12 protein-coding genes are annotated in these 14,105 nt (G+C 57.2%); 3 read left to right on the top strand and 9 right to left on the bottom strand.

The window, feature by feature from the left end; genetic code table 11:
* Positions 1-235 precede the first annotated feature (235 nt).
* From ABVN21_RS11760 to ABVN21_RS11750, 3 genes are all read right to left on the bottom strand, one after another.
* Positions 236-1,369: an alanine--glyoxylate aminotransferase family protein gene (locus ABVN21_RS11760; RefSeq protein ID WP_339552247.1), complete on the bottom strand. Its 1,134-nt coding sequence runs from the start codon at positions 1,367-1,369 to the stop codon at positions 236-238.
* 107 nt (positions 1,370-1,476) lie between these two features.
* Positions 1,477-2,304: a DMT family transporter gene (locus tag ABVN21_RS11755; protein WP_339552246.1), complete on the bottom strand. Its 828-nt coding sequence runs from the start codon at positions 2,302-2,304 to the stop codon at positions 1,477-1,479.
* 313 nt (positions 2,305-2,617) lie between these two features.
* Positions 2,618-3,532: a LysR family transcriptional regulator gene (locus ABVN21_RS11750; protein WP_339552245.1), complete on the bottom strand. Its 915-nt coding sequence runs from the start codon at positions 3,530-3,532 to the stop codon at positions 2,618-2,620.
* Positions 3,533-3,755: 223 nt separating this feature from the next.
* On the opposite strand from ABVN21_RS11750, the gene ABVN21_RS11745 reads away from it, so the two are divergent.
* On the top strand, positions 3,756-5,087 hold the full coding sequence (locus ABVN21_RS11745) for a nucleobase:cation symporter-2 family protein (protein ID WP_339552244.1): 1,332 nt from the start codon (positions 3,756-3,758) through the stop codon (positions 5,085-5,087).
* Positions 5,088-5,128: 41 nt separating this feature from the next.
* Positions 5,129-5,638 (top strand): nucleoside deaminase, encoded by a 510-nt coding sequence (locus ABVN21_RS11740; protein ID WP_339552243.1) that lies wholly within the window; start codon positions 5,129-5,131, stop codon positions 5,636-5,638.
* A gap of 96 nt (positions 5,639-5,734) precedes the next feature.
* Here the strand turns inward: ABVN21_RS11740 and ABVN21_RS11735 are convergent, their stop codons facing one another.
* Positions 5,735-6,949 carry an aldose 1-epimerase family protein gene (locus ABVN21_RS11735; RefSeq protein ID WP_339552242.1) on the bottom strand — a complete coding sequence of 405 codons (1,215 nt, stop codon included), beginning with the start codon at positions 6,947-6,949 and terminating at the stop codon, positions 5,735-5,737.
* A 373-nt stretch (positions 6,950-7,322) separates the two neighbouring features.
* Here ABVN21_RS11735 and ABVN21_RS11730 point away from each other — a divergent pair, with 373 nt between their 5' ends.
* Positions 7,323-8,153 carry a type 1 glutamine amidotransferase domain-containing protein gene (locus ABVN21_RS11730; RefSeq protein WP_339552241.1) on the top strand — a complete coding sequence of 277 codons (831 nt, stop codon included), beginning with the start codon at positions 7,323-7,325 and terminating at the stop codon, positions 8,151-8,153.
* Positions 8,154-8,250: 97 nt separating this feature from the next.
* Here the strand turns inward: ABVN21_RS11730 and ABVN21_RS11725 are convergent, their stop codons facing one another.
* From ABVN21_RS11725 to ABVN21_RS11705, 5 genes are all read right to left on the bottom strand, one after another.
* Positions 8,251-9,216, bottom strand: a complete 966-nt coding sequence (locus tag ABVN21_RS11725; RefSeq protein WP_353637240.1) for an alpha/beta hydrolase — start codon at positions 9,214-9,216, stop codon at positions 8,251-8,253.
* Positions 9,217-9,898: 682 nt separating this feature from the next.
* A complete protein-coding gene (locus tag ABVN21_RS11720; protein WP_339552239.1) occupies positions 9,899-10,546 on the bottom strand; it encodes a DsbA family oxidoreductase in 648 nt (215 codons plus the stop codon).
* Between the two features lie 17 nt (positions 10,547-10,563).
* Complete coding sequence (locus ABVN21_RS11715) at positions 10,564-11,283, bottom strand: flavodoxin family protein (RefSeq protein ID WP_339552238.1); 720 nt, start codon at positions 11,281-11,283, stop codon at positions 10,564-10,566.
* A 238-nt stretch (positions 11,284-11,521) separates the two neighbouring features.
* Entirely contained in the window at positions 11,522-12,553 is a 1,032-nt protein-coding gene (locus tag ABVN21_RS11710; protein WP_339552237.1) for an NAD(P)-dependent alcohol dehydrogenase, read from the bottom strand.
* A gap of 213 nt (positions 12,554-12,766) precedes the next feature.
* Positions 12,767-13,717 carry an enoyl-CoA hydratase/isomerase family protein gene (locus ABVN21_RS11705; RefSeq protein WP_339552236.1) on the bottom strand — a complete coding sequence of 317 codons (951 nt, stop codon included), beginning with the start codon at positions 13,715-13,717 and terminating at the stop codon, positions 12,767-12,769.
* Positions 13,718-14,105: the final 388 nt, after the last annotated feature.

Genomic DNA, 14,105 nt, shown 5'->3' with positions numbered 1-14,105 from the left:
CGCATTCAAAAGAACGTAAATTTTCGCAGTAACGCGATTCCGGAAAGGGTGGGATAGAGCTCGCGAGGGCTAACTCAGCGACAGACGTGAAAGGGCTTCCCCTTTTGCTTCCAACATGACGCCGGGCGACCAGCGTCATGTTTGTCGATATCAGCGCCATGGGCCGGAAGTGGCCAGGGCATGACGCCTTCATGGAGCTCACACGTTCGGCATGTGCTGCTGGCAAGATGGGGGCTTAGTAAACCATCACCTCGTCCAGTGCCTGTTCGAGGGTGCTGACCGTGCGCTCGATGTTTTGCAGCTTTTCGAGTCCAAACAAACCGATACGGAAGGTCTGGAAATCGGCCGGCTCGTCGCATTGCAACGGCACGCCGGCAGCGATCTGCAGGCCGTGGTCGGCAAATTTCTTGCCGTTCTTGATCTCCGCATCATCGGTGTAGCTCACCACGACGCCAGGGGCCTGAAAGCCGGCTGCGGCCACGCTTTTGATGCCTTTGCCGGTCAACATGGCGCGCACCCGATCGCCCAGCGCCTGTTGTTCGTCGCGGACCTTGTCGAAACCGTAGGCTTGCGTCTCTTTCATCACTTCGTTGAATCGCGCGAGGGCATCGCTGGGCATGGTCGCATGGTAGGCATGCCCGCCCTGTTCGTAGGCCTGCATGATCTGAAGCCACTTTTTCAGGTCGCAGGCGAAGCTGCTGCTCTGCGTCTGTTCGATGCGCTCAAGGGCCAGGGAACTGAACATCACCAGCGCGCAGCAAGGGGAGGCGCTCCAGCCTTTCTGCGGTGCGCTGATCAGCAGGTCGACGGCGCATTTGTGCATATCAACCCACAGCGTGCCTGAGGCGATGCAGTCCAGCACGAACAGGCCACCCACCGCATGCACGGCGTTGCCGACGGCCCGCAGGTAGTCGTCGGGCAGGATAATTCCTGATGAGGTTTCAACGTGGGGGGCGAAGACAATCTGCGGCCTCGAAGCCGCAATGGCTGCCAGTACTTCGTCCAGAGGGGGTGGGGCGTAGGCAGCCTGGCGACCCGTGTCGACCGGTCGGGCTTTGAGCACCGTGGTGGCCGCCGGGATGTTGCCCATCTCAAGGATCTGGCTCCAGCGATAACTGAACCAGCCGTTGCGTATCACCAGGCATTGCTGGCCGGTGGCAAACTGTCGCGCCACCGCTTCCATGCCGAAGGTGCCGCTGCCCGGAACCACCGCCACAGCCTGGGCGTTGTACACCTGTTTCAGGGTGCTGGAGATGTTCTTCATCACGCCTTGAAACGACTGCGACATGTGGTTGAGCGAGCGGTCGGTGTAGACCACTGAGTACTCGACCAGCCCCTCGGGATCGATACTGGGGTATAGCTTTGACATGGGTGACTCCTTTGGCAGAGATGTCAGTGGTATCGACCCTGCCCTAAGCCTTGGCAAATGACAAGGTTGCTCGGAATTGAATTGCGACTTCTGTCGAGTGGCTGGTATCAGCCAATGATGATCGTACCGATGGCAATCACCACGCATGCCAGAATCTTTCGGACAGTCAGTGTCTCGCCCAGGAAAAAATAGCCGATCAATGCCGCGAACAACACGCTGGTTTCGCGCAACGCCGATACTGCTCCCATGGGCGCGGCGGACATGGCGTAGATGACGATGCCATAGGCCAGAAGTGAAACCAGGCCGCCGATGAAGGCTGTGATGAACCCGGGTCGGAAAGTAAACAAACTCTTCGTGTCGCGCACGCCTACATACACCAACGGCATCAAGACGCCCCACAAGGCGCACATCCATACCGTGTATGCCATCGGCGCGCCTGACAGGCGGACGCCGATGCCATCCGTCACGCTATAAGCCGCAATGAAACAACCGGTTCCCAGGGCGCAAGGCAGACTGGGAACGGCCAGTTTGCGGCCTCTAAAGGCCAGCGAGATGATACCGCCCGACACCAGCAAAATGCCGGACATCGCGACTACCCCGACCGTTTCCCCGGCAAAAACCGAAGCGGCGAGGGTAATCAGGATGGGCGAGGAGCCCCGCGAGATAGGGTAAGTTTGCCCGAGGTCTCCAATCTTATAGCTGCGCACCAGGAACAAGTTGTAGCCAACGTGCAGGACCGCTGAAAGCACGGCGTAGAACCAGCTGGCTTTGGCCGGAGCCTCTAAAAACAATGCTATTGCGACGCTGGCGATGGCTACCGCCACGCACATGATCGTCATCGACCAAAGTCTGTCGGCGCCACCGCGCAACGCAGCATTCCAGCTGGCATGCAATAGCGCCGCGAAAAGTATGAGCAAGATGATGTGAAAGGGCATGCGTCATCCTAGCTATTGGGGTAGCAAGCGCTTGGCGTCGGCCAAGTAGCAGATCCATACACCGGGTAAGGACCTCAACGCTGCGCTCGGGCTGCGGCGACTGAACAGCAACGTGCGGTGGTCGAGTCGATCAGCCGCGAAGTGGGCGAAATTTCTGTACTCAATCAGCACGTCCAAGCCAGCCAGCAGCAAGCGCTGCTTGTCTGTGAAAGCCTGGACGGCCGCTCGGGCGAGTTGCGTCGATTGGTGGACAGCTTTCGTATTGATCGACAGCGCTAGGGCGCTTTTTCAGGCGGCGGCAGTTTCAGACGAGTCACAGCGTGGTGATCTGTCCATTACGATCCAGTTCAAACACTTTGTTGCCCTGCAGTTTCTCTTTCAGCCAGCGTCCAGCCTTGCCCAATGGCCGTTGACGTGCCCATAAAAGGTCGACGCCAATTTGCCAGTCGGTGTGCGGGTAGGCCGAGAGTGGTAGTTCTACCAGTTCGCCCCTGGCCAGCTCGCGCTGGATGAGTTGACGGGGCAGGGTAGCCCAACCAAGCGCTGCGCGGACCATTTCCAGCAGCGCGAGGTAGCTCTCCGCTTGCCACAATTGGGTCGAGCGCAGGTATTCGCTGCTGGGCAGTTTGTTGGCGTGCGCGCTGAATGCCAGGCGTCGATGCACGTGCAGGTCCTCGAACGTAACGGTGTCGAGTTGTGCCAATGGATGATCGGGATGGCAGACGTGCAGCATGATCAATTTGCCCAGTTGCTGGAACGCCAGTTCCTTCGGATAGCCCGGTTGTGAAAACGCCACGCCAAGCTCTGCCTCTCCACTGCTCACCAGTTCACTGACGTCACCGTGCACCGGATGGCGAATGACCAGGTCGACGAAGGGAAACGCCTGCTCGAAGGCCTTGAGCACCGGCATGATCGGCCCATAAGGCGTTTCGATGGCCAAGGTCAGGCCGGGTTCGACGTTATCCGACAGGCATTCGGCGTGTGCCTCTAGCGTCATGCAGCGCTCGAGCACGGCTTCGGCCTGGATCAGCAGTTTGTGGCCGCTGGCGGTGAGGGCAGGGCTGCGGTTGGTGCGGTCGAACAGATCAACGCCCAAATCGGTTTCGAGATTGGCAATCGCTGCGCTGACGGTCGATTGCGTCTTGCCCAACTTACGTCCAGCGGCGGAGAACGAACCACTTTTGACCACTTGGGCAAACATCTGCAGTTGATCGAGTGAGAAGCGCAATCGGTTTACTCCTGGTTGAACGTGGCGGTTTGAATATCAAGAAGAGTGCTTGAGTGTGCCGCTTGTACGCCATCGAAAAAAGCGATGGTTGCTAATTTGTTTCATCGTTAAAAACGCTCGAATATCGCCATGCGTCAATCGATCACCGGGGCCGGGGCATGTTGCGACCGCCCCTGAGAATCCCGCGCCCACACCATACGCCGCACCTTCAGGAGCTTGTGACATGAATACACAACGCATTCATCCGGTGGACGAGGTTTTGCCCCTGCGGCAGTTGTTCACTTTTGGCTTGCAGCATGTGCTGGTGATGTACGCAGGGGCGGTGGCTGTGCCACTGATTCTGGGCAGTGCGATGGGGTTGTCCTCGGCGCAGATCATTTTGCTGATTAACGCCAACCTGCTGACGTCCGGCGTGGCGACGCTGATTCAGACAATCGGTTTTTGGAAATTTGGTGCGCGCTTGCCGCTGATTCAAGGCTGCTCGTTCATCGCCCTTGCGCCGATGATCATGATCGGTAAGGAGTTCGGGCTCAGTCAGATATTCGGGGCGGTGATTGCCGCAGGCTTCATAACTATTGCGCTGGCTCCGGTATTCAGCCGTCTGTTGCGATTCTTTCCGCCAGTGGTGATTGGCAGTCTGATCACTATCATCGGTATCTCGCTGATGCCGGCTGCCGCGATCTGGCTGGGCGGAGGCAACCCTGACGCGGCAGATTTCGGCAGCCCGGCCAATCTGCTGCTGGGCCTGGCCACGGTCAGTGTCACGCTAGTGATCTACGCCAAATTCAAGGGCTTCATCGGCAACCTCAGCGTACTTATCGGTTTGTTCGTTGGAAGCCTGATTGCCGCAGCCTGTGGCATGACCCATTTCAGTCGAGTGAGCGAAGCGGCGTGGTTTGAACTGAGTGCTCCGATGGCGTTCGGTACGCCGGAATTTTCGCTGATGCCGATTTTGATCATGACCCTGGCGTTGCTGGTGATCATGGCCGAAACCACAGGAAACTGCCTGGCCATCGGCAAATTGACCGGCAAGCCAACCACCCAACAAACCCTTGGCAATGCGTTCCGTGCTGATGGCCTGTCGACCATGCTCGGTGGCTTGTTCAACAGTTTCCCCTACAACGCCTTCACTCAGAACACCGGTTTGATCGCGCTCTCCAACGTCAAGAGCCGCTTCGTCGTGGCCGCTGCGGGGGCAATCATGGTGCTGATGGGCTTGTTCCCAAAACTGGGTGCATTGATCGCGGCGGTGCCCACTCCGGTGTTGGGTGGTTGCGCGATCGTGATGTTCGGCATGACCACGGTGGCAGGGATTCAGGAGCTGTCGCGCGTGCAGTTCGAAGGCACCCGTAACGGCATCATCGTCGCGGTGTCGGTCAGTGTCGGGGTGTTGCCGATGTCTTTTCCGGCGTTGTTTGAGCACGTCGGCCCTACGCTGAAGCTGGTGCTGGACAGCGGCATTTTTCTTGGTGCGATCACCGCCATTCTGCTCAACGTGCTGCTCAACAATGAAAAAAAATCGACCGACAGCGTCGGCGTCTCAGCGGCCGAATAGGTCGATTGATCTTTTGTTTTCCACTGCCCAGGAGTTACCCCATGAATCAATTCACTCAGCTCATTCCGGCCGGCGTCAGCGATCTGGATCTGGCGTTGCTGCGCCAGACCATCGCCTTGTCGCAGGCATCAAAACAGCGCGGCCGCCATCCGTTCGCGGCGTTGGTGGCTGACCGCAACGGAAAGGTGATTGTCGAAGCGGGCAACAATTCCATGCCACCGGAGGGCGATCCCACGCAGCACGCCGAGCTGGTCGCGGCGGCTGCCGCTGCCAAGCTTTTGTCTGCGCAGGAGCTGGAACAGTGCACGCTGTACACCAGTGCCGAACCCTGCTGCATGTGTGCCGGCGCGGTGTATTGGACCGGGATCGGGCGAGTGGTTTATGCCTTGTCGGAGCACTCGTTACTGGGGCTGACGGGGGATCATCCCGAGAACCCGACGTTCGCGTTGCCGTGTCGCGAAGTATTTGCCAAGGGCCAGCGCAAGGTCAGCGTATTGGGACCGATGCTAGAAGCCGAGGCCTCCGAACCGCATATAGGGTTTTGGTCTTAAAGGAGTTTCGAACAGAGGCTCGAGTGTCCCCGGCGCTGCTTCCAGTCAAGGAATGCAGCGCACAAAATGGGTGAGTTTCTTGTCTCCCAGCCGGTGTCACCCCTTGGTCAGATCAACCAACGGCGTCTGCCGCACCTCAGTCTCCCGTCCATCCTGAATCTCGCTCACCTGCTTCAAGGCCTTATCCACCGCCGCCTTATCCGCCAACAAGCTGTAGCTGATGCGGAACTGCTTGTGTTCCTTGGGCCCAATTGTCGGTACCAGGTTCAGTGGCCGCTGATAACGGCGGTTGTAGGAAAAACTTGTCCCCGGCTCCAGCCCCGTGACATAGCCCTGGCCTTGGGTATCGGTGTTTTTCCACAGGGAAAACACGGGCAATGTCTGGGTATTGAAGCCGACTGAAACGCCCAGGCTGCCGGCCTTGTTATGCAACACGGTCAACGTATCGCCCTTGGCATCGGCATACGGCACCACGTTGTAAACCGTTTCGTCGTAGTCCTTGGTCGGTGCGCGGTAGGTTTGCCAATCGGGCAGATCGGCCTTGGCCTTGTCGTTGAACGGCGACACCTGTTTCACCGGCGCGGCAAAACGAGCGCCCTGTTCCAGGAACGGGGTGCTGAAGTTGCTGTGATAAAGCGCCTGGTATTCCTTCGGATAGTCGCCGTTATTGGTCAGGGTGTCGTTGAGGGCGAACACGACGCTGCCGGGTTCGGTGACCAGTTCGGTCGCGACCGAGAAGTCGACCTTCTTGAACGCCTGCTCTTTCAGTTCGCCGCGCAGGGTGATGGCGTACGGTGGTTTTTCATCGATATGCAGGGTGACTTTGTTCGCAGGAATGTTAGCGGCCCGACCGTGCAGGGTCAGCAGTTCGCCGTTGTCGACGCCGGGGTGGCCGACCCATTCGTATCCGCAGCGGGTGACCAGCTCATTGAAACCTTCCAACCAGCCCAGACCACCGCGGCCATTGAGTTCGATGAAGGACGGATTGACCACTTCCTTGACCGGCGAATCCCAGCCCATGCGCACATTGCCGACCGAGGCCTGCAAGACGTTCATTCCGCGAGTCGGCACTACCGAGAGTTTCATCGTGCCATTATCGATGTCGACGATGCTGACGCCCTCCTGCCGACCGCCGTGCAAGGTGCGCTGGGTAACGCTGAAGGGTTTGTCGGTTTTTATTCCGAGTTGCTGGCTGGTGATCTGCCAGTTCTGGGCGGCCTTCTCGGTATCGAGCAGAACGTAATCCCAGGCCATGGCGTGGGAGGCAGCGGACAGTGCGCTGAGGGCAACAAAAAGTTTGAGCGGGGTCATGGTGGAAGCCTTTCTTGGAGTTGTGCCATTTTTATAAACTTGATGAAACGTTTCAGCAAGCTAAAAAAGCGACCCAATGCCGACGAGTTGGCAGGGTGCAGCGAGCGCAGGGCGACAACCGTCCTCGTTTTGCTGAGCAAATCTGAATGACGGCTTTTGGCAGTCGATTGAAGCCAGTCGTGAAAGGCCGATTTCGGCTATCAACGACATTACTGCACCGGGAAATCTCCAGGGGCAGGTCAAACACTTCCACGACAGGTGAGTCAGGCTATTCTTTACTCAATGTAATAAGTGAAATGTAATTAAGGGACTCTATCGCTCTTTGCTCTAGTAATAAGATGGCGCCATCAAACCATCCCTACTGGAGAGTCCCGTGAAAAAAACCATTATTGCCGCACTTCTAACCGCTGCCGCTAACTATGCCAACGCCGGCACTGTATTGGTTGTACTGTCGGATCAGGCTCAACTGGACCTGAAAGACGGCAAGGTCATGCAAACAGGTTTCTTCCTGAACGAATTAATGCAACCGGTGCAGACCTTCATCGAGGCGGGGCAAACCGTCGTATTTGCCACCCCTAGCGGCAAGGCGCCAACCGCGGATCAGAAATCCAATGATGTGAGCTTCTGGGGCGGCGATGAAAAGGCTCGTCAGGAGAGTCTCGCGCTGCTGGACACGCTGAAGCTGACCTCGAAGAACGGCTCGCCGGCTATCAGCTTCGCGCAGGTTCAGAAAATCGGCTACGACAAGTTCGATGCCGTATTTGTGCCTGGCGGCCATATCCCGATGCAGGATCTGCTGAAGGACAAGCAACTGGGCCAACTGCTGAACAACTTCCATGAAAAAGGCAAGATCACCGGCTTCACCTGCCATGGCACCATAGCCATGTTGTCGGCGATCCCGGACGCGCACGGTTTTGTCTCCGCGCTGGAATCGGGCAAACAGCCGGCAGCGCCAGCCGATTGGATTTACAAGGGGTACAAGGTCACCGCTTTCACCGATGCGGAAGAGGAGCAGGCCAAAGGGTTCCTTGGCGGCGGCCATATGAAACTGTTCCCGCAGGATGGCTTGACGGCCGCCGGTGCGAACTTCTCCGAAGCCAAGCCATGGAGCGAGCACGTGATCGAAGACCGCGAAGTCATTTCCGGCCAGAACCCACAGTCGGCCAAGGCAGTCGCCGTGGCCATCTTGGCGAAAATGAAGTAATCCTGGTCGGTCGTTTCGAGTAAGCCGGTTGTAGTTGCTGGGGTCGATTTGCATTGACTCCAGCACCACCGTCTTAACCTTGTCAGCCCAGCCGACATCACTCCCTCATATGCTTGCCAAGAAACGCCCCCACCAAGCCGGCAATCTGCCCAGGCTGTTCATCCAGCGCAAAATGCCCCGCCTCGAGCACATGAACCTCGGCATTCGGCAAATCCCGGCGATACGCCTCGGCCTCAGCCACATCAAAAGACGGATCAAACTTGCCCCACACAACCAGCGTTGGCGGTTGATGTTCACGCAACCACGCTTGCCACTTCGGATAGCTGGCCACGTTGTTGCGATAGTCGTAAAACAGATCGCTTTGAATATCCGCCTGCCCCGGCTGATTCAGGAAATTGAACTCGTCGGTCCACAGATCCGGGTTGAAAATCTCGACATTCGGATTGGCCCCCACATGTCGCTGCCGAGTGGTCGCGAAGGAGAAAAAACTCGCCCGCAGCCCAGCCTCGTTCGCCACCCGGTTGGCCCAGAACTCACGACGTTTTTGCCACAACGGCCCCAAACCATCCTCATGGGACACTGCATTCTGAACAATCAGCGCCTGCAACCGTTCAGGGTGAGCCAGCATCATTCTGAAGCCAACCGGACCGCCGTAATCCTGCACATACAGCGCATACTTTTTCAGCCCTAACGCCTCGGTGAAGTGCTCCATCACACTGGCCAGATGGTCGAAGGTATAGGCAAACGCCTTGGGGTCCGGCGCATCGCTATGACCAAAGCCCGGATAGTCCGGAGCCACCAGATGATAATTCTGAGCCAGCCGCGCCAGCAGCGGGTCATACATGCGTGAAGAACTGGGGAAACCGTGCAGCAGCAACAAGGTGGGCGCATCCCGCGGACCAGCTTCACGGTAGAAAATCGTCAGGTCATCTACCTTGATACTGCGGTACGAAACAGCCAGTTGCTCTGTGGAATACCCCGCCGACTCGGCAGCCTGGGCAGTGCTGGAAAGGGACAAACCCAAGGCGCAACCAAGGGCCAGGGCAGACAGCAATTTATTCATCGGAGGGCTCCGACTGAAGGGTGGAAAGGAGGTGGTGGGAAAACTGTGCCACCTCGATGTATCCACCCCGTATCGGTTTTGTAATCGCCTGTATGTTCCCGGGCAAACTTACACAGCGATACACAACCCACAAAAATCCCGGCGCCCGCCTGTGGGGACAGCCGCACGGAAGACTCAAAGGGCACTTATCAATCGAGCATTGACCAGTTAATCACTGAATATCTCAGCTTCGCGCATCGTGATGCGGTAGGTACTGGATGCGCGGTAAGCGCGCTGGTGAATGACATCGGCCCAGCCGCATCACGTGATCTACGCGTTTTTGAACCATGCGAATTAAACCTGATGCCGGCAAGACCGCCAGGCAACGGCGCGCCCAAACAGTTATCCAGTTTATTCGGCCCTGCAGCCTCAGACATAAAACGGTCACCGCAGCGAAAGGTGGAGTTCTGCGGTGACCAAAAACGATAAATCGCGATTCAATAGCTGGCTGAAGCGTGATTAAGCCTGACGCCCACGTGCCAGAGCTGTCGCAACTTCAGCAATGTGGTGGCCCTGGAATCGTGCGCCTGCCAATTCATTTTCACTCGGTTGACGCGAACCGTCCGGAGCAGCCAGCGCGGAGGCGAGCGATCCGGGTGATCACCGAAGCTTTTGGCCGTAACGATTGCGACATGTTTGTGCCTCAAATTTGAGCAGCGATCTTGCGAAGCGACTGCTCGTAGTAGTCCGCCGTTTGAGCGCCAGTGATTATTTGACGGCCGTTGATTACGACGACAGGAACGGAATGAATGCCGCGGCTGGTGAAATAGAACTCTCGCTCACGTACTTCGTTGGCATACAGATTTGAAGAAAGAACCTCGTTGGCCAGGTCTTCAGACAAACCAACACTGCTTGCGATTCTGGCCAGCACTTTATGTGAACTGATGTCTTGCCCATCGGTGAAGTAAGCAGCAAAAAGCGCATGGGAAAGTGGGCGCTGTAATCCCTCAAAACCCGCCCAAAATATCAATCGATGCGCATCAAACGTGTTGTAAAAATGGGTTCTTTTATCGAAATCAAAGTGAAATCCAACGCTGTTACCGCCAGCGCGAATGCTGTTCTGGCCTCGCGCGATGTCTGCAGCATTGCTTCCGTACTTCTGCATGATGTGCACGACCGCGTTTTGCCCACCCTGAGGCATATTTGGGTTCAACTCGAAAGGTTCGAAATTGATTTCGACGACTGCTTCATCTGCCAGGCGCTGAATAGCTTGTTCCAAGGCGCCCAGGCCGATTGCGCACCAGGGGCAAACAACGTCGGAAATGAAATCAACGCGTATAGGCGTGCTCATGGCGAGTCCTCTGCTTTTCAAGCGAATCGTTGGGCGAGGCTGCGACGGCCTTCTACAAGCTCTCGGGCTACGCGTGCCACACGGGCGCCAAGGTGCTCTGCCGTCAGGATGTCGGGATTTTTGGGGGCTACATCCGGTCCTTCATCGAAATTGGACTGGGCACCCACACCAATGAAGTAGCTGTCGCGGTTCAGCATTTCTTCTGTAGTGGTTGAGCTGTTGTGTCCAGGTGGCAGACCGAGATTGACCCAGTGCATGGAGTGCTGGGCAGCGAAAATGCTCAGTTGCTGCAACGTTGCCAGTTTGTCGCCCGAACGCGATGCCGCATTGGTGAATCCCGCAGCAATCTTGTCAGCCCAAACCCCGCCTTTGGCGAATACGTGGCGGGAGGTGGCATCCATGAAGGTTTTGAACTGCGCCGATGCGCTACCCATGTAGGTTGGGGAGCCGAAGATGATGGCATCGACTTTTTCCAGTGCGTCCCAGTGCTGGTCAATATCTTCGACCTGCACCAGCAGGCTATGTGTGCCTTCAACACTGTCCGCACCGCGGGCTACAGCTTTGGCGACATTGGCGGTGTGTCCATATCCACTGTGATAGATAACAGCAACTTTTGTGGTCATGTGAGTGCTCAACTTTGTGATACCCGTCTTCTGCCGGCCAGTCAACAGCGGCGGATGATTGTTTAAGGAAAAAAATTGATCCTGGCTGTGTTTCTGGAGAACGATGGGGGTCACTATATTTATGTTGAGATTTTAGATAAACGGACGATCAGAAATATCAGTCGATACATGGTGTAACTAATCGGGCGCACTGCTTTTTCGGGTCAAGGTCACTTAAATCCGTACCGCGACGCCTGCGTGAAGCCATTTCCGGAGGGGATTGCAAAGCCAAGTAAGGTGGGGATCTGGAGCGGGGGAAGGTTAAAACACTGGTAGTGACGGCGCGTGCGGCATTAGCCGACGCGCCGGTGTGTTACTGACTGGCGTCCAGCACTACGCGGTAGCGAGCTTTGCCACTGCGCAAATGGTCGATGGCTTTGTTGACCTGGCTCATTGGAAACATCTCTACCTGCGGCAGGATCTGATGCCGGGCACAGAATTCCAACATAGTCGCCGTGTTACCGGGCGAGCCAATCGGCGAGCCGGACAAGCTTTTTTGCTGTGGAATCAGGTTGAAGACGTGCACGGGGATAGCGCTCGGCGCGATGCCGACAAAGTGCAGGCGACCTTTGCCGCGCAGCGTTCCAAGCATGGCCGGCCAGTCGAGGTCTGCACTGGCGCTAATCAGCAGAAAATCCAGGGTGCCGGCAATGGCATTCAGCGCAGTACTGTCAGTCGAGGCGACTACGTTGTGTGCTCCCAGTCGCTTGGCTTCGTCTTGCTTGGCCAGCGTCGATGTAAAAGCGGTGACTTCGCACCCCCAAGCGTTGAGGAAGCGTAGAGCAAGATGACCGAGCCCTCCGATACCGACGACACCCACTCGATCAGTAGGTTTGACGTTGAACTGCAAGAGTGGATTGAACACCGTCGACCCTGCGCAGAACAACGGTCCGGCCATGGCCGGGTCGAGTTCTTTCGGTAGCGGCACGGCCCAGGCCCAGTGAGAGCGGAGGCGATCGGCGAAGCCACCGTTGCTGCCGATGATGGTAGGTTTGACTGTGCCGCATAGGTGATGCGAGCCGCCCATACACGATGAACAATGCATGCAACTGCCTTTGTACCAACCAATCCCCACTCGTTGCCCTAATTCGAGACTGCGTACCTGCGAGCCCATTCGTACGATACGGCCGACTGCTTCATGACCGGGGATAAAGGGGTATTGGCTTAAGCCCCATTCATTATCGATCATCGACTGGTCGGAGTGGCAGACTCCACAATATTCAACTGAGACTTCCACCTCGTCGTCCCCCAATGGGCCGGGGTCATAGCTATAGCTTTCCAGTGGAGCGCCGGCCGCTGTTGCGGCCCAGCCAGTGAAGGACGTTATTTCAGTACTATTACTCATTAGAGACCTCCAAATCAGGAGACAGGTTTTTGCTCCGATGCCTAGGGCGAATCCTGCTGCCGAAACGCAAAGCCACGACGTTTTCGGGGCTTTGCGTTTCAAGTCGTTTGCAAAGTCAGCAGCTACATTGCCAAGGCGCAGTTTTGACTTAAACCATCTTGACCTGAACCTCCACATCCCCCCGCACGCAGACGTTAAGCCTCATGGGCAGGATCATTTTGATTCCTCACCCAAGGTGCCGGTGTAGTGAGCCAGGCGTTTCTCCACGTCGGCTTTCTTTTGCAACCCGAGCTCCATCAGTTGTTTGATGCGGGCCTGCGCTGCTGGGCGTTTGACCGAGCCGATGAAACCATCCCATTCGGCAGCGATGGCTTCGTTCGGCGGCAGGCTGGCGGCATCGACCAGTCGCTTGATATCAGCAATCGACTGCTTGTCGAACCGCGCGATGCGCCGGGCCATGGTGTCGACGAACTTGTCGAGTTCGGCATCGGGCAGCGCGCGGTTGACGTAGCCGTAGCGCTCGGCGAGCTCGCCATTGATATCGTTGCCGGTCAGCAGCACTTCCAGTGCCCGCCCGCGCCCCATCAGCCTTGGCAGTCGAGCCATGGGGCCACCTCCCGGCACGAGTGCGGCGCCAATCTCCCATTGCGACAGAATGGCTTTCTCGCGACTGGCGAAGCGCATGTCACTGGCCAGTGCCAGCTCACTGCCGACGCCCGTGGCGCGACCGCGAATCGACACAATCGAGACCACCGGAGCCTTGCTCAATCGCACTAGCATGTCCGGCAACGGCGGAAGGCCAGTGGGGCCGTTGGGCAGGCTGGTGGTGTCAGTCAGCGGGGGGACGAAGTCATAGTGGGTGAGGAAGAAATCCGGCACATCACTGTCGAACACCACGACCACCAGCTTTGGATCGGACTCGATGGCAGTGACCACCTCGTTCAACTGCGGCATGGTTTCCGGTCCATAGATGTTGTACGGCGGGTTGTGGAACGTGACCCGCCAATATTCGGGTGTGACCCGCGTGAGCTTGATTTCCTGTTTGACCGCGCTGGTGGGTGAAGCTTTATCGGTTGTTGAGGGGGAGGTCTCGCCGGCGAGCGCCGCGCCTGTCGTCGCCAGACTGGCGAAAATCAGTGCAGCCGAAAACAACTGAAGTCTCATAGGAGGTTTCCAGAGAAATGCCTAAGGGCATGCGATTTCCCGATTGAGCGGTTGTTATGTCCTGCCAATTGATCAGGTCGCGAAAAATCACGCCCGTTGCTCCGTTCCGTCGCGGGTCAACACATGAGCATGGTTTCGTGCGCATGACCGGAATGCGGCCCGACACGATCGGCAATAGCGGCTGAAGTTGGCAGGTGGCTCGATAGATCCGGGAAGACCGGGTCCAGGGGGGCGAAACATGTCGCCTTGCGCCGGCAGCGCCGAATGCTCAAGCGTAGCAGCGAATATTTGGCTCGCAAGTCATGGATCCGGATGTGATCTGCGACCGTAATAATCGGCTACTCAATGGCCAATCAGCAGGGGATAAAACTTGAGTCGACAGCGCCTG

The organism is Pseudomonas sp. MYb327 (assembly GCF_040438925.1).
GTDB lineage: Bacteria > Pseudomonadota > Gammaproteobacteria > Pseudomonadales > Pseudomonadaceae > Aquipseudomonas.
This window is presented reverse-complemented; position numbering and strand designations above follow the sequence as displayed.